Below are 21,855 nucleotides of genomic sequence, written 5' to 3'. Positions count from 1 at the left end.
CGTCGGCCCGGCTCGGCTCGGCCGGCTCGGCACGGCTCGGCACGGCCGGCACGGCTCGGCACGGCCGGCACGGCCGGCTCGGCACGGCACAGCCCGGCACCACGAGCACACGAGCCGCCGGCACAGCTCTACCCAATAGGCTGGTGCCGTGCTCCGCCACAGCGACCAGAACGATCCCGAGCCCGAGACCCCCGGGACCTCCACAGGCCCCGGGGCCGAAGCCGCCGGGAAGAGCGAGACCCCGCACCACGGCGTCGGCTCGGACACCGCCACGCGCCTCGACGAGGCGATCCTCGGCGGACCGCGCGAGTTCACGTACCCGGAGCTCGTCGAGCGCAGCGGCCTGGACGAGGACACCATCGACAACTTCTGGCGCTGGATGGGCCTGCCGGTCGACCACGAGCACGAGACCGACCCCCGCTTCACGGCGTCGGACATCCTCGCGCTGCAGGAGGTCGACGAGCTGTTCCGCGCCCAGGAGATGGACAACAGGGCGCGGATGGCGTTCGTCCGCGCCATGGGGCACACCACGGAACGGCTCGCGCTGTGGCAGGTCGAGGCGCTCGTCGAGCACCTGGCTCGGCGGTACGACCTGGACGAGACGTCGGCCCGCCTGCTGGCCCTCGACCGGCTGCCGGACCTCGCCGAGGTGCTGGGCCGCGAGCTGCAGCACGCCTGGCGGCGGCAGCTCGCCGCCCTCACGGGCAGGATGGCGATCGAGTTCGCGGGCGCCCGGGACGACGCCGACCACGACGCCCACCAGCTCCCCCTGCCCCGCGCGGTCGGGTTCGCCGACATCGTCTCCTTCACCAAGCGCACCGCCGGGCTCGGGTCCGCGGAGCTCGCGGACTTCGTGCAGCGCTTCGAGGCCGGCGCCCGGGACATCATCACCACCTGCGGCGGCCGCGTCGTCAAGACCATCGGCGACGCCATCCTGTTCGTGGCCGACGACGCGCAAACCGGCGCCGAGGTGGCCCTCGGCCTGGCGGAGGCCACCGGCGCGGACCTCGGCACCGCCCAGCCCGGCGAGCCCGAGATCCCGGTGCGGGTGGCCTTCGTCTGGGGCCGGGTGCTGTCGCGGTTCGGCGACGTGTTCGGCCCGTCGGTGAACCTGGCCTCGCGCCTCACGGACCAGTCGGAGCCGTCGACGGTCCTGGTCGACACCGCGACCGCGGACATCCTGGCGACGATGCCGGCCCGCTACGCCCTGACCCGCCAGCCGGAACGCGAGGTCCCGGGCCTGGGCCCCCTCACCCCGGTCCGCCTCCAGCGCGCCTACGGCGCCTGACGGGTCCCCCGAGCCCCCGGAGCCCGGGCGACCATGTCATCCCGGCCGATGGCCGCGTTCCCATCGACCGACATGACATGTTCGCGACCTGGCCGGACCTCAGCGGCGGAGCGCGCCCGGGAGCAGGCGGAGCTGGGCCGCTCGTTCCGCGGCGAACGTCGCCAGCGGCCCTCGGGGCCAGGTCCCGTTGAGCAGGCGTTTCGCTGCGCGGACCGCCTCCGGGCGTCGCTGGGCGATCGTCGCGGCGAGGGCCTCGGCCGCACCCATCGGGTCGTCCGACGCCGTCCCGGCGAGGCCGAGCTCCACCGCCCGCGTCCCGGAGAACTCCTCGGCGGTCAGCGTGAGCCGCTTGGCGGTCTCCAGCCCGGTCAGCTCGGACAGTGCCTGGATCCCGGCCATGTCGGGGACGAGCCCGCGCGCGACCTCCATGACGCACCATCGCGCGTCGGGCGTGGTCACGCGCAGGTCGGCGCCGAGCGCGAGCTGCAGCCCGCCGCCGAGGACGTGCCCGTGCACGGCGGCGACGACGGGCACGGGAAGCCGCCGCCACGCCCAGCACGCCTCCTGGAACAGATTGGTCCCGCGCCAGGTGGGAACGAAGGCCCGCGCCACTCCCCCGGGGTCGCCGGCCGCCGCCTTGAGGTCGAGCCCGGCGCAGAACGACCGCCCCTCGCCCGAGAGGATCACGGCCCGTACCGCGGGCTCCCGCCGCAGCCGCCGCGCCGTGACCGCCAGGTCCCGGAGCATCTCCAGGCTCAGCGCGTTGAGCTTGCCGGGCCGGTCGAGCCGAACCCGCGCCACGCCGTCGTTGACCTCGCACGCAATATGACCCACGCCGCGAAGCGTAGCCCGCTCGCCTGCTCGCACCCGGCTAGCCTGGCCCCGTGGTCCGACTCGTGCTCGCCTCCCGTTCCCCCGCCCGGCTCGCGACGCTGCGCTCGGCAGGGGTGGAACCCCTCGTCCGGGTGTCCGGCGTCGACGAGGACGCGGTGCTCGCCGCGGCCCGCGCGGGCAACGAGCACCTGACCCCTGCCGACGCCGTGCTGCGGCTCGCCCAGGCCAAGGCCGAGGACGTCGCGAGCCCTTCAGGAACCGGAGCCGGGATCGCGGGCGGCGTCGTCGTCGGCTGCGACTCGATGCTGGAGATCGACGGCGCCGTCGTCGGCAAGCCCGCCGACGCCGCGGCGGCGCGCGAGCGCTGGCGCGCGATGCGCGGCGGCAAGGGCGTGCTGCACTCCGGCCACTGGCTCGTGGACCTGCGCGAGGCCGCCGACGGCGGCACCGGCGCCACGCTGGGCGCGACCAGTTCCACCACGGTCTGGTTCGCCGAGCTGGACGACGCCGAGATCGACGCCTACGTCGCCACCGGCGAGCCGCTGCACGTCGCGGGCTCGTTCACCATCGACGGCCTGGGCGGGCCGTACGTCGAGCGGATCGAGGGCGACCACCACGGCGTCGTGGGCATCAGCCTGCCGCTGCTGCGCGCCCTCCTGGCCGACATCGGCGTTCCCTGGCGGAACCTCCGGAACGTTGGGGGCGAGAGCGGCACCGACCCCGCCTAATTCCGCCGCACCGGGGCCCCGGCGGAACCCCGGCCCGGACAGAGCTCTGGCGCGAAGCCGGGGAGGTTGCGGAAATCCACAGACTCCCGCGCCTGATCAGCCGCCGGAACCGCCGATCACCAGCGCTCATGGTGGATTCCTCCAAATGGTCCCCGGTCCGCTTGGCGGACTTTCCACACCCCTGAGGTCGCCCGCCCGCGTTACCGTGAGCCGTGCCCAGTTCTCGTGTACCCAGCGCCAGCATCTCCAAGGTGCTCATCGCCAACCGCGGTGAGATCGCCGTCCGTGTCGCGCGGGCGTGCGCCGACGCCGGGATCGCGTCGGTCGCCGTGTACGCCGACCCGGACCGGGATGCCATGCACGTGCACCTCGCCGACGACGCGTTCGCGCTCGGCGGGACCACGGCGGGCGAGACCTACCTCGACATCACCAAGCTGCTCGACGTCGCGCGCCGTTCCGGGGCCGACGCCGTCCACCCGGGCTACGGGTTCCTCTCGGAGAACGCCGAGTTCGCCCAGGCCGTGATGGACGCGGGGCTCGTGTGGATCGGGCCGCCGCCGTCGGCCATCGAGTCCCTGGGCGACAAGGTCAGCGCCCGGCACATCGCGCAGCGCGCGGGCGCGCCGCTGGTCCCGGGCACGCCGGACCCGGTCGCGGACGCCTCGGAGGTGCGGGCCTTCGCCGAGCAGCACGGCCTGCCGATCGCGATCAAGGCAGCCTTCGGCGGTGGCGGCCGCGGCCTCAAGGTCGCCCGCACGTTCGACGAGATCGAGGAGCTGTTCGAGTCCGCGGTGCGCGAGGCCGTGGCCGCGTTCGGCCGCGGCGAGTGCTTCGTGGAGCGCTACCTGGACAAGCCCCGGCACGTGGAGACGCAGTGCCTCGCGGACGCGCACGGCAACGTCGTGGTGGTCTCCACGCGCGACTGCTCGCTGCAGCGCCGCCACCAGAAGCTGGTCGAGGAGGCCCCCGCGCCGTTCCTCACCGCCGAGCAGACCGCGCGCCTGTACGAGGCCTCGGAGGCGATCCTCCGCGAGGCGGGCTACGTGGGCGCCGGGACGTGCGAGTTCCTGGTGGGCCAGGACGGCACCATCTCGTTCCTCGAGGTCAACACCCGCCTCCAGGTGGAGCACCCGGTGACCGAGGAGGTCACGGGGATCGACCTGGTCCGCGAGCAGTTCCGCGTCGCCGCGGGCGAGAAGCTCGGCTACGGCACCCCGGAGATCCGCGGCCACTCCTTCGAGTTCCGCATCAACGGCGAGGACCCGGCCGCGAACTTCATGCCGGCCCCCGGCAAGCTCGAGAAGATCGTCTGGCCGTCCGGCCCGGGCGTGCGCGTCGACACGGGCGTGGTCGAGGGCGACGTCGTCTCCGGCAACTTCGACTCGATGGTCGCCAAGCTGATCGTCACCGGCGCCACGCGCACCCAGGCCGTCCAGCGCGCCCGCCGCGCGCTGCGCGAGCTGAGGATCGAGGGCATCCCGACGGTGGTCCCCTTCCACCGCGCGGTGCTGGAGGCCCCGGCGTTCGTCCCGGAGCTGGCCGAGGTCAAGGAACTGCAGACCGCCTCGGTCGCCGGGGCGACGCCGCAGGCGTCGCCGGCCGGCACCCTGCCCGGTGGCACGACGGCCGACGACGTCGCGGCGAACGCGCGCTTCGGCGTCCACACCCGCTGGATCGAGACCGAGTTCGCCGAGACCGTCAGGTCTCTCGCCGGCACCGCTCCGGCCGCCCCGGCACCCGAGGCCGAGCCCGAGGTGCTCGCCGAGCGCGTCGTCGTCGAGGTCGGCGGGCGCCGGCTCGAGGTCGTGCTGCCCGCGGGCCTGGGCGTGGCCGCCAGCCGTGCCCGCACGGCGAACGCCGCCCGCCGCCCGGCGCGCCGTTCCGGCGGCGCGAAGTCCGCGGTCACGGGCAACACGCTCGCCTCGCCGATGCAGGGCACGATCGTCAAGGTCGCCGTCGCCGAGGGGGACACGGTGGCCGAGGGCGACCTCGTCGTCGTCCTCGAGGCGATGAAGATGGAGCAGCCTCTGGTGGCGCACCGTTCGGGCACGATCACGTCCCTGACGGCCGAGCCGGGAGCGGGCGTCACGGCGGGCGCGGCGATCTGCGAGATCACTTCGGCGCAAGGCGACTGAGGCCGGGGCGCAGGGCCCCGCGATCTTCCCTCTGACGTGGTCATTCGGCCTCCCTGGTTCCGCTAGTGTTTGCCCGTGACTGAAGCACTGACACTCACCCCCGAAGAGGCCATCGCCCTCGTTCGCCCCGGCTCCGGCCTGCCCACGTTCATCAGCGACGTCAAGGTCGACGACGGCACCGCCTCGGCGCAGGCCGACCTGCGCAAGCTGGTCGACGCCCCGACGGCCGTCAAGGCCGCGGCCAAGATCGTGCCGACGCTCAACGCGTCGTTCGTGGTCCGGGACGTGACCGACGGCGTCGCGACGTTCGACCTCAAGGCCGACGCCGCGGGCCTCCCGGTCGGCAAGCTGCTGGGCCTGGCCCAGCCGGTCGTCAAGGGCCTCCTCAAGGAGAAGGGCCTGCCCGAGGACGTCGTGTCGCTCGGCTCGGGCACCTTCTCGGTGAACCTGGCCCACGTCCTGAAGGACAAGGTCGCCTCGGTGACCGGCGTCGTCCTGGACGACGGCAAGGTCACCATCGAGGGCTCCCCGGCCTGACCGGTCCCTCGCAGCACCCCGCCGCCGGGCCGCCGGACCTGAAACACGATCAGGTCCGACGGCCCGGCGTCGTGTCTGCCAGACTGGCGGGCGTGTCCGAAGCACTGAAGCCACCTGCCGATCTACCCCGGCACGCCGGGGACGAGTGGGTCGCCTGCGGCGATCACCGGCACTGGGGCCTGTACGGCGCCGCCGGGCTGCTGCTCGTCCGGCGCGGAGACGACGGCGTCCCGAGTCACCTGGTGCTGCAGCATCGCGCGCCCTGGTCCCACATGGGCGACACCTGGGGGATCCCCGGCGGTGCGCTGGCCCCCGGGGAGAGCGCCCGCGACGGCGCGCTGCGCGAGGCCGCCGAGGAGGCCGATGTCGCCGCGGCGGCCGTCGTCGTCGTCGGCGAGCACGTGCTGCGGCACGACGCCTGGACGTACACCACGATCGTCGCCGAGGTCCGGGCCGGGGCCGACGTCGTCCCCCGTGCCGCCGACGCGGAGAGCGTCACCGTGCGCTGGGCCCGGATGGACGAGCTCGGCACCCTCGCCCTGCTGCCGCCGTTCGCCGCCGCCCTGCCGGAGCTGCTCGCCCTGCTGCCGCGGCCGTAGACCGCCGCGCGACCACGTGGCCGGATGTCCGCCCGCCTCGCCGGGGGCGGGATAGGGTCGCGGTGTGCATATCCGCATCACTCCCGCCGAAGTCCTGGGCCTGGTCAAGGTCGCCGGCCAGCCCGTCCCGCCCGTGATCACCTCGGTGAGCGGCGAGGGCGACGTCGTCCGCGTCGTCGCCGACCTGCGGCGCATCGACGCGCTACCCGGCCCGCTCAAGCTCGCCGTCCGGATCGCTCCCATCGTGCGCGCCGACGTGCGCGTGGTCGCCTTCGTCGCGGGCGTCGCCACGCTCCAGGTCGAGGCCAACGCCGCCGGGATGCCCGCCCACAAGCTGCTGTCGATGGCCGCGGGGCCCATCGAGCAGGCCCTGGCCCAGCAGAAGCTGCCGCCGGGCGTCGTCGACATCCAGCAGGACGCGAGGATCGCCGTCGACGTCGAACGGCTCCTGGAGGCCAAGCTCCCCGGCCTGACCGTGACGAACCTGCGCCTCGCCGAAGGAGAGATCCTGCTGGACGGCTCGGTAGGCTGACCGTGTGAGCACCCCGTCACCCAGGTCCGCGTCCAGCCACGTCGTCGTCATCGGGGGTGGTCCCGGCGGGTACGAGGCCGCGCTCGTCGCGCGGAGCCTGGGCGCCCGCGTCACGGTCGTCGAACGCCAGGGGCTGGGCGGGGCGGCGGTCCTGACCGACGTCGTCCCCTCCAAGACCCTCATCGCCACCGCCGAGTGGATGACGATCGCCGAGCGCGCCCCCGACCTGGGGATCCGCACGTCCGACGGGACGTCGGTGCACGGCCTCGGCGTCGACCTGCAGGCCGTGAACAAGCGCGTCCTGGCCCTCGCGGAGGCGCAGAGCGCCGACATCCGCGGGCGGCTGGAACGCGAGGGGATCGAGGTCGTCAACGGCACGGGCAGGCTGGACGGCCCGTCGCGCGTCGTCGTCGACGCGCCGGGCAGCCCGGACGACGACGGCCGCGTGCTGGAGACCGACACCATCCTCCTGGCCACGGGCGCCACGCCGCGCACGCTGCCGACCGCGCAGCCCGACGGCGAGCGGATCCTCACCTGGACGCAGCTGTACTCCCTCACCGAGCTGCCGGAGAAGCTGATCGTGGTGGGGTCCGGCGTCACCGGCGCGGAGTTCGCGGGCGCGTACAACGCGCTCGGGGCCGACGTCGTGCTGGTGTCCTCGCGCGACCGCGTGCTGCCGGGCGAGGACGAGGACGCGGCCGAGCTGATCGAGGGCGTGTTCCGCTCGCGCGGGATGACGGTGCTGTCCCGCACCCGTGCGGAGTCCGCCGTGCGGACCGCCGACGGCGTCGCCGTGACCCTGTCCGACGGGCGGGTGATCGAGGGGTCGCACGTGCTCATGGCCGTGGGCGGGGTGCCGAACACCGAGGGGATGGGGCTCGAGAAGGCCGGCGTCGTCCTCGACGACCGCGGGTACATCGAGGTCGACAAGGTCTCGCGCACCTCCGTGCGCGGGATCTACGCCGCGGGCGACTGCACGGGCGTCTTCCCGCTGGCGTCGGTGGCCGCGATGCAGGGCCGGATCGCGATGCACCACGCGCTCGGCGACGCCGTCGTGCCGCTGCGGCTCGGCGCGGTGGCCTCCAACATCTTCACCGCCCCCGAGATCGCGACCGTGGGCTACAGCGAGGAGGCTCTCAAGGGCCAGAACTCGCGCTACATCACCACGACGCTGCCGCTCGCCCGCAACCCGCGCGCCAAGATGACCGGCGTCCGCGACGGCTTCGTCAAGCTGTTCGCGCACCCGGAGGCGGGCGTCGTGCTGGGCGGCGTCGTCGTCGCGCCGCGCGCGAGCGAGTACATCTTCCCGATCACCCTCGCCGTCCGGAACCACCTCACGGTCGACGACGTCGCCGCGACGTTCACCATCTACCCGTCCCTCTCGGGCACGACGGCGGAGGCGGCACGAGTCCTGGACGCCCGCGTCCAGGAGCGCTGAATCACCGTCAGGTAAATGCCTCGCGGTAATTGACGCCTCTGGGGCCACTCGCGATTATTGCCCGCGTGAGGCGTATGGCGAAGAGCCGTAAGATGTCTGATGTTGTCCGTTATTGGCAGACGATCGAGCACTTCGATCCGCAGCCGTTGCCGCGAGGGCTCGGTCTTGTGGATGTTCGAGCCGGGAAACCACTCCCGTGGGACGCCACAGAGGCCAATACGCTGGGCAAGGTATGGCGCCACACCGTCTACCTCGGCATCTTCGATCTCGCACGGGTTGCCGACGCGGTGTGCGAGTCACTCGAGCTGACACCGACCGCGGATCCCGGCGGGAAACGCCGCAGAGCGTCCGGACGATCTGCGTTGGCCACATTCGACGTGGATGACCGAGGTCGATACATCGTCGGCAGCCTCGCGATCTCCAGTTGTGCCTGGGCGGTGGGGAGCGCTCGCCGCCTCAAGGAGAACGACGAGGACTGGTTCGACCAGTTCGACGACGCCCAGGAGAACTTGGCCGCGATCCTCACCGGGGTCGGCGCTGGGGTGATCGACATCGGCCGGACCACCGGCAAGAGTGGTGTGGCGGGCGCGGCCGGCTGGGCCCTTGCAGCCGTGACCGGGGGCATCGGAGCGATACCCGCGATCCTAGTCACCGCGGCCGCACCGGTGCTCAGCCAGCTCACTGCGATCGTCGCCGAAAAGGTCGGCGAGGCGATCGCCGCCAAGGCCACTGACGATCTCCGTGACGAGGTCACCAGGAATGCGGCAACGGACGGCAGGAGACCGGCCGCCCCGAGCATCGGGCCCCACGCGCTGACCTACGACGACCTCGCCGGGCTGACCGAGTGGGCCGCCGAGGCCTTCGGGGTGCGCGAGTCCCTGGTACCGGTCCACGTCGGGGTTCACAGGCGCGAGGTCTCCGCCGGTTCGGACTCCTCGTCGATGCTCGCGAGCTTTCAGGCCCACGACCTGGGAACGGTTGCCACGGCGCTGCGCCGGAACGACGTCGGACCAGCCCTCACCCGCTATCTCACGCACGACGACGCCGTGGATCACTCGGCCCGCACCGACCTGCGCGTGCATCCTCGCGCCCTGCTCGACGGGCTGTCGCCGACTCGGATCCCCGCAGGGTGCTGGCCAGGCGAGTACCGTCTGTCCGCCAGCCAGCAACTCGCGATCAACGAGATCTTCGCCGACCTGGGCGCGTCTGGAAGCCGAGGCCTACGCAGCGTCAACGGCCCGCCGGGAACAGGTAAGACGACGATGCTGCAGGACGTCGTCGCCGGCGTCGTCGTCGAACGAGCGAAGATACTCGCCTCGCTTCCGAACGCCAGGAACGCCTTTGCCCCTGACCCGTTGACCTGGAGGACCGCGGCCGGGATGGAGCAAAGGGTCCATCCGCCGATCGCCGCTCTGACCGGATACGAACTGGTCGTCACGTCGTCGAACAACGGTGCGGTCGAGAACATCTCGCGGGAACTGCCCCTACGCCAGTCCATCGACCACGAGAGCTACCCCGATGCGGACTACTTTGCTGAGCAGGCGGGGATCGCCACCGGAAAGGACTCCTGGGGTGCCGTGTCCGCGGTGCTCGGCAAGAAGGACCACCGCGAGAGGTTCGTCGAGAACCACTGGCGCAAAGCCTTGCCCGCGGACCCTCGAATCGGGCTCCACGAATTCCTGAAGTCGGCCGCCCCCGGCGACGGAACGGTCGTGGCCTGGCATGACGCCGTCGCCAGGTTTAACGAGGCTCTCCGCCTGGTGGAACGCCTGCGCAGTGCCCGCCAGTCCGTGGCGGATGACCTCGTCCGACCGGGGAAGCCAGTGGTCACGGAGGAGTTCCTGGCGGAGGAGTACCGCGTCGCGTGGACACGGCACAACGAAGCCGTCACCGCCCGGGAGCAGGCGCAGACACTGACCGACGACGCCGAGAAACGCGTCGGCGAACTCCTTGACGGCCTGCGAGCGACGACTGCCGCTGTCGACAGCCACAACGCGGCGCGTCCGGGATGGCTGACGCGTCTCTTCCGGCGCGCGAGGTATACGGAGTGGCTCCGCACCCATGAGACGTTGTCCGCCGGGCTCGCCACCTCCCAGGTCGCATGGTCGGCGGCCTCGGACGAGCACGCCGAACTGCGCAAGGCACTGGAAGTTGCTCAAGGGACCGAGCAGACCGCATCCGCCGCCCAGAACGAGGCACAACGGCGGGCCGCCGAGCTGGCGCACGTCAGAAAAACCTGGCCCGGAACGGTCCCCGGCGCGGAATGGAATGCCGGAGGCCGCGACGTCTCTGCCATGGAACTGCGGGAGAGGTCGTCCCCCTGGATGGACGAGGAGTTCTTCCGTGCGCGGTCGGCGTTGTTCCTCGCCGCGCTGGACCTGCACAAGTCCCTGCTCGTCGAGGCAGGCGGCGTCGTGCGCGCGAATCTGTTCACCATGACGAAGGTCCTTGAGGGCCAGGTGCCACCAGATGTCTCCCCCGACCGGATCCTCGCCGCCTGGCAGACTCTGTTCCTCGCGATCCCGATGGTTTCCACGACATTCGATTCGCTTCCGCGAATGTTCGACCGTACCGGGCGCGAGGCGTTCGGATGGCTCGTCGTCGACGAAGCGGGGCAGGCCCGCCCGCAGCATGCCGTGGGCGCCCTGTGGCGGTCACAGCGCGCGGTGATCGTCGGTGACCCGCTCCAGCTCGATCCCGTTGTCACCCTGGACCCGAAAGTGCAGGAGTACCTGCGCGCACACTTCGGCCTCGATCACCAGTGGCTGCCCTCGCACCGCTCCGTGCAGGCCACGGCCGACCGCGTCACCCCGTTCGGCACGTTGCTGCCCGCCGACGACGGGAACGACGTATGGGTGGGGATGCCGCTACGGGTGCATCGCCGCTGCGCGAACCCGATGTTCGCGATCAGCAACGCGATCGCCTACGACGGCATGATGGTGCACGGGGTCAAGGACGACGACTCCCCGCGCCTTCTGAACCACAACACCTGGATCGACGTACCGTCCGGCCCGGGACGCTGGGATCCCCTGCTCGGGCTGTGGGCACGGAGCGTGCTGGGCAGGATCGACGCCCGTGGGAAAGAGCGCCACGGCGCGACATGGAACCTGGCGGAGAGGGTCTTCGTGATCAGCCCGTACCGCGACGTCGCTGACACACTTGAGGTGGAACTCGCTGACCTGCTCCCCAGAAGGGCGGAACGCGTCGGCACCGTGCACAAGACCCAGGGCAAGGAGGCAGAGGTCGTCCTACTCGTCCTGGGCGGTTCTGCCACCGAATCGATCAGCTGGGCCGCGATGAACCCGAGCGTCCCGAATGTCGCCGTCTCTCGCGCCCGGCGCGGGATCGTCGTCCTCGGAGACCTCGAGCGCTGGTCGAGACTGCGGTACTTCTCGGTGCTTGCCGGACACATCGGCGAAGGGCCCGGGCAGATCCGCAAGCACGACGGCAGGAGGCCACCACGGTGATGCAGGACCGCCCAGGCTCACCGACCCGTCGAATCAGCCTTGGGCCGCGAGCAGACCATCCAACGTCCACACCTCGACCGAATCCGACGGCAGCCCAGATGCGGCAACGTACTTGTCGCGTTCCGCGATGATCGCCAGGTCTCCTGTGCCCATCTGCTGGCACAGGAGGTCCAGGAGCGTCTGTCCGGTCGAAGCGCCACGAAGCAGGGCGTCCCAGTAGTCCTCCGACCAGGCCGCCGGATTGAACTGCCAGGGCGCCTTGCCGTCCCGGACCAGTTCGAGCAGGCGGACGAATCGCTCGGCGGTCGTGCGGCGAGCCCTGCCGTCCTTGACCTGGGCGACATGGTTCCCCGTCTCGATGACCGCCGTGACCGGAAGGACGAGCCGGACGCCACGTTCCACACGATCCTTCAGGCCGATCTCGACGGTCTCCCGGTCCTGGTCACGGCCCGGCACCGGGACGACGTTGTCGAGCACACTCGTGTCGATGAAGGCCACCCGCATCATTCCGCAGACCTCATGAAGTCGAAGAACTCGGTGTAGTCCTGCGGCGGCTCAGGGTCCCCGCTCAGCTTCCCGCGCGTGACCGCCTCGCCGATGCCACCCACGGTCATGTCACGGGCGTAGGTCGGTAGATCTGTGACGCGGCTGAGCATGGAGCGTCCGGTCTCCCGATCGCGGTAGCAGACGATGACCGAACTGTTGATCTCTCCGGTCGCTGCGTCCAGGAACGCCGGGTTATGGGTGGTCAGGACGATTCTGTTGCCCAGTTCAGCCGTCGTCCTGCGCACGAGATCCAGAACGCGTTCGGCTTGCGCAGGATGCAGTCCGTTGTCGATCTCCTCCATCACAAGCGTCGTCGTCGGCTTGTCGACCAGAGGCTCCAGCAGATCCAGCTCATCCCGCTGGGCCACGAGCGCTGAACCGACCGCGGCAAGACGCAAGATTCCATCACTTAGTTCGCGAGCCGTCGAGTCCTCAACTCTTGGGCCAACCTGTTCGGAGACACTCAGCATGACATCGTTGACGGATGTCCTGATCAGTGCGAGTTTCTGGATTTCCAGATCTGACACGACATCGACAAGGGACCGCAAGCGCTCCAGGCGACGACCATCACCTGAATTCTCGAACCTGGCCAGGGTGGCGGAGATGTTCGCAGCCCCCCTTTCGAGCGCGAAACTGTCAGCTGCTACGTATTCGCGCATCGAGTACGGGGTTGGTTCAAGGTGAAATACAGACCTCAACGCCTCAGCGATGACTACCTGAGCCGCATCGCCCCCCATTTTTCCGCTCGGGAACTGTGACCTCGCCCGAACATTGACGATCGGGCCGGTCGATAGCCGTCCAGCCGGAACATGTTGCTCAGGTTCATCTTTAATACTCAGAATCTCGATGCCATCGGCGGCATGAATGTCGATAACATTTCGCCATTCGTCGCCGCCAGACGTCACAGCAATCCGCTCCGAAATAATTTCAACCCTCGGCCTGATCCGAATGCCGACGTCGTATCGGAACTGCCCTTCACTGGAATCTACGGTGCATCCCAGTTGGAACGAGTCGCTCCCATGCGGCGCGCACCCCGAGGCGCCCCCACGAATCGGTCGAAGCGCCTCGGCCAGAGTCCCCCCACGCACGAGCCTCGCCATGACATCCAAGGCATCGAGTACGTTCGACTTCCCCGACCCGTTCCTCCCGATCAGGATCGTCGTCGGGTCGATCGGCAGGACCTGGTCGCGGAACGACTTGAACGCCGTCAACCGCAGTTCGGTCAGGTGCGCGTAGGACATGGGTTCCCTTCTCGGGTCCGTGGACGCCACCACTCTAGACACAGCACGCGCGACGTCCCAAGTTTTACGCCGGTGAGTCTGTCAGACGCACCCGTTCCCCGGCCGTTGGCCGGGCATGTCAGCGGCGGTTAACCTCGATCCCATGAGCACCGTCCCAGACCTCGACGATCCCAGCACCGACCCGTTCGACGTCGCCGCCGCCGCGGCGGAGTACATCGCGGGCAAGTCCGGCGTGGCCGGGCACGACATCGCGCTGGTGCTCGGGTCCGGCTGGGGCGGGGCGGCCGAGCTGCTCGGCGACGTCGTCGCGGAGCTGCCCACGTCGGAGATCCCGGGCTTCCGCGCGCCGGCCGTCGACGGGCACCGCGCCACCACGCGGTCCATCCGCGTGGAGCGGGCCGACGGTTCCGTGCGGCATGCGCTCGTGCTCGGCTCGCGCACCCACCTCTACGAGGGCAAGGGCGTGCGCCGCGTGGCGCACGGCGTGCGCACCGCCGCCGCGACCGGCGCCGAGACCCTGATCCTCACCAACGGCTGCGGCAGCACGCACATCGGCTGGCGCCCGGGGCAGCCGGTCCTCCTCAAGGACCACCTGAACCTGACGGCGCGCAGCCCGCTGGAGGGCGCGACGTTCGTCGATCTCACCGACGTCTACTCGCCCCGCCTGCGCAAGCTCGCCCAGGAGGTCGAGCCGGAGCTCCCCGAGGGCGTGTACGCGCAGTTCCCCGGCCCGCACTACGAGACCCCGGCCGAGGTCAAGATGGCCACGATCCTCGGCGCCGACCTGGTCGGCATGTCCACGGTCCTCGAGGCCGTCGCCGCGCGGCACTGCCGCATGGAGGTGCTCGGCATCTCCCTGGTCACGAACCTCGCCGCCGGCATCAGCCCGCAGCCGCTCTCCCACGAGGAGGTGCTGGAAGCGGGCAAGGAGGCCGGCCCGCGCATCAGCGACCTGCTCGCCCGCATCGCCGCGAAGATCTGAGGTGGCACGTCCCATGAGCATCCTGGACGACGGCGTGATCGCCCACGACGACGTGATCGAGCGGGCCGAGCGCTGGATCGCCGACGACGTCGACGACGCCGACCGCGCGGACCTGCGCGCCCTGCTCGCCAAGACCCAGGACCCGCGCCTGCGCGACATCGCGTTCGCCGAGCTCCGCGACCGGTTCTCCGGCCTCCTGGAGTTCGGCACCGCGGGCCTGCGCGGCGTGATGGCGGCCGGGCCGCACCGGATGAACCGCGCCGTGGTGATCACGGCGGCCGCGGGCCTGGGGGCCTACCTGACGTCCGAGCTCGAGGAGGCGCGGCCCCGCGTCGTCGTCGGCTACGACGCGCGGCACCGCTCCGAGCGGTTCGCGCACGACACCGCCGCCGTCCTGACGGCCGCGGGCGCGGACGTGTCGCTCCTGCCCGCCGCCCTGCCGACGCCGGTCCTCGCGTTCGCGGTGCGGCACCTGGACGCGGACGCCGGCGTCATGGTGACCGCGAGCCACAACCCCGCCGCGGACAACGGCTACAAGGTCTACCTCGGCGGCCGCGTCGTCGGCGACGCCGGGCAGGGCGCGCAGATCGTGCCGCCGTACGACACCCGCATCGCCGCGGAGATCTCCCGGTTCGCGTCCGCCGAGGGCGGCGCGTCGGCGGTCCCCCGCGCCGACGCCGGCTGGACCGTGCTGGGCAGCGAGATCCACGAGGCCTACCTCAAGAGGGTCGCCGCCCTGCGCGACCCGGACCTGCGGATCCGGGACGCCCACGCGCCGCATCTCCCGCCGCCGACCCTCGGGCAGACCGCGCTCAAGATCGTCGACGAGCCCGGCACGCAGCCGCTGCGGATCGTCACGACGGCGCTGCACGGCGTCGGCGGCCGCACGCTGGCCCGGGTGCTCGCGGACGCCGGGTTCACCGACGTCATCCCCGTCGAGGAGCAGCTGGAGCCCGATCCCGGCTTCCCCACCGTGCGCTTCCCGAACCCGGAGGAGCCGGGCGCGCTCGACCTGGCCCTGTCGATCGCGTCCGACGTGCGGGCCGACGTCGTCATCGCCAACGATCCCGACGCCGACCGCTGCGCCGTGGCCGTCCTCGACCCGGACTGGGGCACGTACCAGGGCGCCGAGACGGCGCGCTCGCACGGCTGGCGGATGCTCACCGGCGACGAGGTCGGGGCGCTGCTCGGCTGGGACGTCGCACGGCGCACGCAGGAGGGCACGCTCGCCTGCTCCGTCGTCTCGTCCCGCCTGCTGGGGCGGATCGCGGAACGCCACGGCCTGCGCCACGCGACCACGCTGACCGGCTTCAAGTGGATCGCGCGCACGCCCGGCCTGGTGTTCGGCTACGAGGAGGCCCTCGGCTACTGCGTGGACCCGGAGGCGGTACGCGACAAGGACGGGCTGTCCGCGGCCCTGCAGGTGGCGCTGCTCGCCGAACGGCTCAAGGAGTCCGGGAGCAGCCTGCTCGGGGCGCTCGACGACATCGCCCGGACGTACGGCCTGTTCACCACCGGTCAGCTCGCGGCCCGGTTCGACGACGTCGCGCGCATCGGCGACGCGATGTCCCGGCTGCGCGGGGCCCCGCCGGCGAGCCTGGACGGCTCCCTGGTCACCCGCGTCCAGGACCTCTCCGAGGGCGCGGACGGCCTGCCGCCCACCGACGGCCTGCTGCTGCTCGCCGCCGACGACACCCGGGTCATCGTGCGCCCGAGCGGCACCGAACCGAAGGTGAAGTGCTACCTCGAGGTCACGACGCCGGTCGCCGGCACCACCGGCGCGCAGGAGCTGGGCCGCCTCCGGGTCGCGGCGCAGCGGCGCCTGGAACGCCTCAGGCAGGAGCTGTCCGGGGCGCTGGGTCTCTGACCCACGCACCACGCCTCGAATTGCCCGGAATGCTTGCCATGAAAGGATCCGGGCATGCGCGGAATCATTCTGGCCGGCGGGTCCGGTACGCGGTTGCACCCGATCACGCTCGGGGTCAGCAAGCAGCTGGTCCCGGTCTACGACAAGCCGATGATCTACTACCCCCTGTCCACGCTGATCCTGGCGGGGATCCGGGACATCCTGGTCATCACCACACCGCACGACACCGAGCAGTTCCGGCGGCTGCTGGGCGACGGGTCGCAGTTCGGCGTCTCGATCCAGTACACCGTCCAGGCCTCCCCGGACGGCCTCGCGCAGGCGTTCGTGCTGGGTGAGTCCTTCCTCGGGTCCGACGACGCCGCCCTCGTCCTGGGCGACAACATCTTCTACGGACCCGGCCTCGGCGGCCAGCTGACCCGGTTCTCCGGCATCGACGGCGGCGCCGTGTTCGCCTACCGGGTCGCCGACCCCACCGCGTACGGCGTCGTCGAGTTCGACGACGAGTTCCGCGCGATCTCCCTGGAGGAGAAGCCCGCGGACCCGAAGTCCAGCTACGCCGTTCCGGGCCTGTACTTCTACGACAACGACGTGGTCGAGATCGCCAAGGGCCTGGAGCCCTCGGCCCGCGGCGAGTACGAGATCACCGACGTCAACCGGCACTACCTGGAGCGCGGCAAGCTCCAGGTCGAGGTGCTGCCGCGCGGCACCGCCTGGCTCGACACCGGCACGTTCGACTCGCTCCTGGAGGCCTCGGACTACGTCCGCACCATCGAGCACCGCCAGGGCCTCAAGATCGGCTCCCCGGAGGAGGTCGCCTGGCGCCGCGGCTTCCTGTCCGACGACGAGCTCCGCGCCCGCGCCGAGAAGCTCACCAAGTCCGGCTACGGCCGCTACCTGCTGGGCCTGCTGAACGGGTAGCCCGCGGGCCGCGTGGCCAGGAGAGGCGCGTGGACGACCGGCCGGGGATGGTCCGGTCGCCCACGCGCCTCGGCACGCAGCAGCGTGGTAAATTCCGATCTAACCGATCGGGTATGCCAAACTTAACCCAGGAACGAAGGGGGCGCACGTCCGGCCCCTGCCGCGAGGACCACGGAGGTGCATGGAGCCATGCCGGTACAGGATGCCGAACCGACAGGACCGTACGTCAGGAAGCTGCGCCGAGCCCTCGGCAGGATCACCACGCCGCCGCAGGAGCTCCCCGCCCGTGACGGCGTCACGATCGGCGAGAAGTGCTCCATCGACCCGGGCGTCCGGTTCCTGGAGAGCGACCGGGGCGACGTGGTGATCGGCGACCTCGTGACGATCTACCGGGACACCGAGATCCTCGGGCCCGTGCAGATCGGCAAGGGCACGTTCATCAACCGGTCGGCCTACATCCGGCCGGGCACGACGCTCGGCGAGCGGGTGAACGTCGGGCCGTTCGCGCGGTTCATCAGCGACACCCACGAGATCGGCCCGGCGCAGCGCCGGGCGGGCAAGCTCTACTGGGCACCGATCGAGATCGGGGACGGCGCCTGGATCGGCGCCGGCGCCACCATCCTGGGCGGTGTGACGGTCGGCGCGGGGGCGGTCGTCGCCGCCGGCGCGGTGGTCACCGCGGACGTACCGGAGAACGCGCTCGTGGGCGGCGTCCCGGCCCGCCTCATCCGCGACCTGGCCACCCAGGACGACCAGAGCGACGCGGCGCGGGTGTCCCAGGCGCGGGCTTCCTGACGCCTGACCCGTCCGGTGCGGCCGCGGGCGGGAGCCTCGATCCTGGCTCCCGCCCCGCGCCTCGCCGCGCTCTCAGGCGAGCACCTCCGGCGCGGCCCGGGCCCAGCGCCCGGCCCAGTCGCCGATCGGCTCGACGCCCGCCCGCTCCAGCGTGTCGTGCGACAGCACCGAGTAGGCCGGGCGCGGGGCCGGGCGGGGGAAGGCGTCCGTCGTGGTCGGCTCGAGCTTCACCTCGGCGCCCGACGCCGCCACGATCCGCTCGGTGAACCCGAACCACGACGTCTCGCCCGACGCCGTGCCGTGGTAGATGCCCGCCGGCGCGCCCGCCGCGACCAGCCGCACGATCAGGTCCGCGAGGTCCCGTGTCCAGGTGGGCTGGCCCACCTGGTCGTCGACGACGTGCAGCAGCTCCCTCTCGGCCGCGAGCCGCGCCATCGTCCTCGGGAAGCATCCGCCCCCGGCGCCGTACAGCCACGCGGTACGCACGATCAGGGCGTCCGGCGCCTCGGCCCGCACGGCCCACTCCCCCGCCGCCTTCGTCCGCCCGTACGCGGACCGCGGCGCGACGACGCCGTCGGCCGGGTAGGGCGCCGTCGCCGCGCCGTCGAACACGTAGTCCGTGGAGACGTGCACCAGCCGGGCGCCCGACGCCGCACAGGCCCGCGCGAGATGCGCCGCCCCCGCGGCGTTCACGGCGAACGCCTCCGCCTCGTGCGTCTCGGCGTCGTCGACGGCGGTCCAGGCCGCGCAGTTGACGACGACGTCGTACCCCCGCACCACCTCGGCGACGGCCACCGGATCGAGGAGGTCGAGCACCGGCCCCGGCCCGCCCGCCCCGCCCGGTGCCCGCCGGGTTCCCGCGACGTCGTGCCCGGCGGCCGTGGCGGCCGCCGCCATGTCCTGCCCGAGCATGCCGGCCGCGCCGACGACCAGCCATCGTTCGCGCACGTCCGCGTCGTGTTCCATGCGTACGATCCTAGGGTCCGTGACCCACCTGATGCCTGGTGGACCCCTGTTGCCCCGAGGAGCCCCGATGCAGTACCGCGAGCTGTCCGTGCCCGGCGCGTTCGAGATCACCCCGAAGCAGTTCGGCGACCCGCGCGGGCTCTTCCTGGAGGCGTTCACGGCGCGCGCGTTCGAGGACGCCGTCGGCCACTCCTTCGACCTGCAGCAGGCCAACTGCTCCGTCTCCGCGGCGGGCGTGCTGCGCGGCATCCACTTCGCCGACGTGCCGCCCGGCCAGGCCAAGTACGTGCAGTGCCTGCGGGGCGCGGTGCTCGACGTCGTCGTCGACCTCCGCGTCGGCTCCCCGACGTTCGGGCGGTGGGACGGCGTCCTGCTCGACGACACCGACCGCCGCGCGATCTACCTCTCCGAGGGCCTGGGCCACGCCTTCCTGTCCCTGGAGGACCACTCCACGGTCATGTACTTCTGCTCGGCGGGCTACGCGCCCGAGCGCGAGCACGGCATCCACCCGCTGGACGAGCAGATCGGCATCGAGTGGCCGGCGACGGCTCGCGACGGGAGCCCCCTCACGCCGCTCCTGTCGGAGAAGGACGACAAGGCCCCGACCCTCGAGGAGGCCGGGCGCCAGGGCCTCCTGCCCTCGATGGAGTCGGTCGGCGACTTCCTCGCGACCAGGCGGTGACCGAGCCGGCGGGCGCCCCGGCGGGACCGTGAGGACGTCGCGTCCTCACTGTCCCGTCTTCGCGTACCTGGCCTCGGTCGCGGCCTTCGCCGGGCGCCACCACGGTTCGTTGGCGCGGTACCAGTCCACGGTCGCCGCCAGGCCGTCCCGGAACTCCGTGTAGCGCGGCGTCCAGCCGAGCTCGTCGCGGAGCTTGGTGGCGTCGATCGCGTACCGCAGGTCGTGGCCGGGGCGGTCGGCGACGTGGTCGAAGTCGTCCGGCTCGCGGCCGAAGAGCTCCAGCAGGGTGCGCACGACCTCGAGGTTGTTCCTCTCGCCGTCGGCCCCGATCAGGTAGGTCTCCCCGATCCGGCCCCTGTCGACGATCGCCCAGACGGCCGCGTTGTGGTCCTCGACGTGGATCCAGTCGCGCACGTTCAGCCCGGCGCCGTACAGCCGCGGCCGCACGCCGTCGATCAGGTTGGTGACCTGCCGCGGGATGAACTTCTCGATGTGCTGGTAGGGGCCGTAGTTGTTGGAGCAGTTCGAGATCGTCGCCGCGACGCCGAACGAGCGCACCCAGGCCCGCACCAGCAGGTCGCTGCCGGCCTTCGTCGAGGAGTACGGGCTCGACGGGTTGTACGGCGTGTCCGCGGTGAACTTCTCGGGCGTGTCCAGCGGCAGGTCCCCGTACACCTCGTCGGTCGAGATGTGGTGGAACCGCACGCCGTGCCTGCGCACGGCCTCCAGCAGCGTGAACGTCCCGACGAGGTTCGTGGTCACGAACGGCGACGGGTCGTCCAGCGAGTTGTCGTTGTGCGACTCCGCCGCGAAGTGGACGACGACGTCGGACTCCCCGACGAGGCCGTCCACCAGGCCGGCGTCCGTGATCGAGCCCTCGACGAGCCGCACCCGCTCGGCGACCGGGGCGAGCGAGCCCCGGTCCCCGGCGTAGGTGAGCGCGTCCAGGACGGTGACCTCCGCGTCCGGGCGCTCCCGCACCGTCTGCTGGACGAAGTTCGCTCCGATGAAACCGGCTCCGCCGGTGACCAGTACCTTCACGCTGGGCAACTCCCCGTGTGTCGTTCGTCCTGCGCGCGGTGCGGACGGATCAGTCGCGGCCGTAGATGTCGCGGGTGTAGACCTTCTCCGCGACGTCGTCGAGGAGCTCCGTGCGGCGGTTGGCGATGATGACGTCGGCGCGCGACTTGAACTCGTCGAGGTCGTCGATCACCTCGGAGTGGTAGAACTCGGACTCGCCGAGGGTGGGCTCGTACACGACCACCTCGACGCCCTTGGCCTTGATCCGCTTCATGATCCCCTGGATGGCCGACGCGCGGAAGTTGTCGCTGCCGGCCTTCATCACGAGGCGGTACACCCCGACCACCTTCGGGTCGCGCCGCAGGATGTCGGCGGCGACGAAATCCTTGCGGGTCGTGTTCGCGTCCACGACCGCCTGGATCAGGTTCTGCGGCACGTCGGAGTAGTTCGCCAGCAGCTGCTTGGTGTCCTTCGGCAGGCAGTAGCCGCCGTACCCGAACGACGGGTTGTTGTAGTGCGAGCCGATGCGCGGGTCCAGGCCGACGCCCTCGATGACCTGCGCGGTGTCCAGGCCGTGGGTGACGGCGTACGAGTCGAGCTCGTTGAAGTACGCCACGCGCAGGGCCAGGTAGGTGTTGGCGAACAGCTTGATCGCCTCGGCCTCGGTGGGGTCCGTGAGCAGGATCGGCACGTCCTTGGTGATCGCGCCCTCCAGCAGCAGGTCCGCGAACTTCTTGCCGCGCTCCGACCGGTCGCCGACGACGATCCGCGACGGGTGCAGGTTGTCGTACAGCGCCTTGCCCTCGCGCAGGAACTCCGGGGAGAAGATGATCGCGGCGCCCGGGTGCTCGGAGCGCACGCGCTCCGTGAAGCCCACCGGGATCGTCGACTTGACCACGATCGTCGCGTCCGGCGAGACGCGCAGCACGTGCGCGATCACGGACTCGACCGAGGAGGTGTCGAAGAAGTTCGTGGCCTCGTCGTAGTTCGTCGGCGTGGCGACGACGACGACCTCGGCGCCCTGGTAGGCCGCGTCCGCGTCCAGCGTCGCGGTCAGGTTGAGGTCGCGGCCGGCGAGGTACTCCTCGAGCTCGGCGTCGACGATGGGCGACCTGCCCTCGTTGACCAGCGCGACCTTCTTCTCGTCCAGATCGACTGCCCACACCTCGTGGTTCTGTGCGATCAGGACTGCGTTCGACAGGCCCACATAGCCCGTACCGACGACGGCGATCTTCATGGCGCCCATGGTACGTGCAGGCGCCTCGGGCGAATGTCCGCTT

General features: G+C 71.4%; 19 protein-coding genes. 13 read left to right on the top strand and 6 right to left on the bottom strand.

Annotated features, from left to right (window positions below; all coding sequences use genetic code 11):
• Positions 1-148: 148 nt before the first annotated feature.
• Entirely contained in the window at positions 149-1,288 is a 1,140-nt protein-coding gene (locus ABD208_RS03790; protein ID WP_344099642.1) for an adenylate/guanylate cyclase domain-containing protein, read from the top strand.
• Positions 1,289-1,387: 99 nt separating this feature from the next.
• On the opposite strand, the gene ABD208_RS03785 is transcribed toward ABD208_RS03790, so the two are convergent.
• Positions 1,388-2,122 carry a crotonase/enoyl-CoA hydratase family protein gene (locus tag ABD208_RS03785; protein ID WP_344099641.1) on the bottom strand — a complete coding sequence of 245 codons (735 nt, stop codon included), beginning with the start codon at positions 2,120-2,122 and terminating at the stop codon, positions 1,388-1,390.
• A 50-nt stretch (positions 2,123-2,172) separates the two neighbouring features.
• On the opposite strand from ABD208_RS03785, the gene ABD208_RS03780 reads away from it, so the two are divergent.
• The 7 genes from ABD208_RS03780 to ABD208_RS03750 all read left to right on the top strand — a co-directional run bounded on the left by ABD208_RS03780 (position 2,173) and on the right by ABD208_RS03750 (position 11,558).
• Positions 2,173-2,850, top strand: coding sequence for a Maf family protein (locus ABD208_RS03780; protein WP_344099639.1), 678 nt, complete (start codon positions 2,173-2,175; stop codon positions 2,848-2,850).
• 251 nt (positions 2,851-3,101) lie between these two features.
• The gene (locus tag ABD208_RS03775) at positions 3,102-4,985 is read left to right on the top strand and encodes an acetyl/propionyl/methylcrotonyl-CoA carboxylase subunit alpha (RefSeq protein ID WP_344099637.1); all 1,884 of its coding nucleotides are present in this window, start codon (positions 3,102-3,104) and stop codon (positions 4,983-4,985) included.
• Positions 4,986-5,060: 75 nt separating this feature from the next.
• A complete protein-coding gene (locus ABD208_RS03770) occupies positions 5,061-5,522 on the top strand; it encodes a hypothetical protein (RefSeq protein WP_344099635.1) in 462 nt (153 codons plus the stop codon).
• A 92-nt stretch (positions 5,523-5,614) separates the two neighbouring features.
• A complete protein-coding gene (locus ABD208_RS03765) occupies positions 5,615-6,121 on the top strand; it encodes an NUDIX domain-containing protein (protein ID WP_344099633.1) in 507 nt (168 codons plus the stop codon).
• A gap of 64 nt (positions 6,122-6,185) precedes the next feature.
• Positions 6,186-6,653 (top strand): hypothetical protein, encoded by a 468-nt coding sequence (locus ABD208_RS03760; RefSeq protein ID WP_344099631.1) that lies wholly within the window; start codon positions 6,186-6,188, stop codon positions 6,651-6,653.
• Positions 6,654-6,657: 4 nt separating this feature from the next.
• Positions 6,658-8,091 carry an NAD(P)H-quinone dehydrogenase gene (locus tag ABD208_RS03755; protein WP_344099629.1) on the top strand — a complete coding sequence of 478 codons (1,434 nt, stop codon included), beginning with the start codon at positions 6,658-6,660 and terminating at the stop codon, positions 8,089-8,091.
• Positions 8,092-8,183: 92 nt separating this feature from the next.
• Positions 8,184-11,558, top strand: coding sequence for a DEAD/DEAH box helicase (locus ABD208_RS03750; protein WP_344099627.1), 3,375 nt, complete (start codon positions 8,184-8,186; stop codon positions 11,556-11,558).
• A gap of 33 nt (positions 11,559-11,591) precedes the next feature.
• On the opposite strand, the gene ABD208_RS03745 is transcribed toward ABD208_RS03750, so the two are convergent.
• Together ABD208_RS03745 and ABD208_RS03740 are read right to left on the bottom strand one after the other, a co-directional pair.
• Positions 11,592-12,056 carry a hypothetical protein gene (locus ABD208_RS03745; RefSeq protein ID WP_344099625.1) on the bottom strand — a complete coding sequence of 155 codons (465 nt, stop codon included), beginning with the start codon at positions 12,054-12,056 and terminating at the stop codon, positions 11,592-11,594.
• A gap of 5 nt (positions 12,057-12,061) precedes the next feature.
• Positions 12,062-13,345 carry an AAA family ATPase gene (locus ABD208_RS03740; protein WP_344099623.1) on the bottom strand — a complete coding sequence of 428 codons (1,284 nt, stop codon included), beginning with the start codon at positions 13,343-13,345 and terminating at the stop codon, positions 12,062-12,064.
• A gap of 142 nt (positions 13,346-13,487) precedes the next feature.
• Here ABD208_RS03740 and ABD208_RS03735 point away from each other — a divergent pair, with 142 nt between their 5' ends.
• The 4 genes from ABD208_RS03735 to ABD208_RS03720 all read left to right on the top strand — a co-directional run bounded on the left by ABD208_RS03735 (position 13,488) and on the right by ABD208_RS03720 (position 17,907).
• Complete coding sequence (locus ABD208_RS03735) at positions 13,488-14,327, top strand: purine-nucleoside phosphorylase (RefSeq protein WP_344099621.1); 840 nt, start codon at positions 13,488-13,490, stop codon at positions 14,325-14,327.
• A gap of 13 nt (positions 14,328-14,340) precedes the next feature.
• Entirely contained in the window at positions 14,341-16,194 is a 1,854-nt protein-coding gene (locus ABD208_RS03730; RefSeq protein ID WP_344099619.1) for a phospho-sugar mutase, read from the top strand.
• 54 nt (positions 16,195-16,248) lie between these two features.
• Positions 16,249-17,112: a glucose-1-phosphate thymidylyltransferase RfbA gene (gene rfbA, locus ABD208_RS03725; protein WP_344099617.1), complete on the top strand. Its 864-nt coding sequence runs from the start codon at positions 16,249-16,251 to the stop codon at positions 17,110-17,112.
• Positions 17,113-17,301: 189 nt separating this feature from the next.
• Positions 17,302-17,907, top strand: a complete 606-nt coding sequence (locus tag ABD208_RS03720) for an acyltransferase (protein WP_344099615.1) — start codon at positions 17,302-17,304, stop codon at positions 17,905-17,907.
• Between the two features lie 72 nt (positions 17,908-17,979).
• Here ABD208_RS03720 and rfbD read toward each other — a convergent pair whose 3' ends face one another.
• A complete protein-coding gene (gene rfbD, locus ABD208_RS03715) occupies positions 17,980-18,873 on the bottom strand; it encodes a dTDP-4-dehydrorhamnose reductase (protein WP_344099613.1) in 894 nt (297 codons plus the stop codon).
• A gap of 67 nt (positions 18,874-18,940) precedes the next feature.
• On the opposite strand from rfbD, the gene rfbC reads away from it, so the two are divergent.
• Complete coding sequence (rfbC, locus tag ABD208_RS03710) at positions 18,941-19,555, top strand: dTDP-4-dehydrorhamnose 3,5-epimerase (protein ID WP_344099611.1); 615 nt, start codon at positions 18,941-18,943, stop codon at positions 19,553-19,555.
• Positions 19,556-19,600: 45 nt separating this feature from the next.
• Here the strand turns inward: rfbC and rfbB are convergent, their stop codons facing one another.
• Both rfbB and ABD208_RS03700 read right to left on the bottom strand, forming a co-directional pair.
• Positions 19,601-20,596: a dTDP-glucose 4,6-dehydratase gene (rfbB, locus tag ABD208_RS03705; RefSeq protein ID WP_344099609.1), complete on the bottom strand. Its 996-nt coding sequence runs from the start codon at positions 20,594-20,596 to the stop codon at positions 19,601-19,603.
• 49 nt (positions 20,597-20,645) lie between these two features.
• A complete protein-coding gene (locus ABD208_RS03700; protein WP_344099607.1) occupies positions 20,646-21,812 on the bottom strand; it encodes a nucleotide sugar dehydrogenase in 1,167 nt (388 codons plus the stop codon).
• Between the last annotated feature and the right edge of the window lie 43 nt (positions 21,813-21,855).

Origin of the sequence: Myceligenerans crystallogenes, from assembly GCF_039529775.1 — a bacterium.
Taxonomy (GTDB): Bacteria; Actinomycetota; Actinomycetes; order Actinomycetales; family Cellulomonadaceae; genus Myceligenerans; species Myceligenerans crystallogenes.
This window is presented reverse-complemented; position numbering and strand designations above follow the sequence as displayed.

Excerpts from the sequence above, each read along its gene's own strand:
- ABD208_RS03750 (WP_344099627.1), top strand. The coding sequence starts at position 8,184 with ATGTCTGATGTTGTCCGTTATTGGCAGACGATCGAGCACTTCGATCCG.
- ABD208_RS03740 (WP_344099623.1), bottom strand. The coding sequence starts at position 13,345 with ATGTCCTACGCGCACCTGACCGAACTGCGGTTGACGGCGTTCAAGTCG.
- ABD208_RS03735 (WP_344099621.1), top strand. The coding sequence starts at position 13,488 with ATGAGCACCGTCCCAGACCTCGACGATCCCAGCACCGACCCGTTCGAC.
- ABD208_RS03730 (WP_344099619.1), top strand. The coding sequence starts at position 14,341 with ATGAGCATCCTGGACGACGGCGTGATCGCCCACGACGACGTGATCGAG.
- rfbA (WP_344099617.1), top strand. The coding sequence starts at position 16,249 with ATGCGCGGAATCATTCTGGCCGGCGGGTCCGGTACGCGGTTGCACCCG.
- ABD208_RS03720 (WP_344099615.1), top strand. The coding sequence starts at position 17,302 with ATGCCGGTACAGGATGCCGAACCGACAGGACCGTACGTCAGGAAGCTG.
- rfbD (WP_344099613.1), bottom strand. The coding sequence starts at position 18,873 with ATGGAACACGACGCGGACGTGCGCGAACGATGGCTGGTCGTCGGCGCG.
- rfbC (WP_344099611.1), top strand. The coding sequence starts at position 18,941 with ATGCAGTACCGCGAGCTGTCCGTGCCCGGCGCGTTCGAGATCACCCCG.
- ABD208_RS03700 (WP_344099607.1), bottom strand. The coding sequence starts at position 21,812 with ATGAAGATCGCCGTCGTCGGTACGGGCTATGTGGGCCTGTCGAACGCA.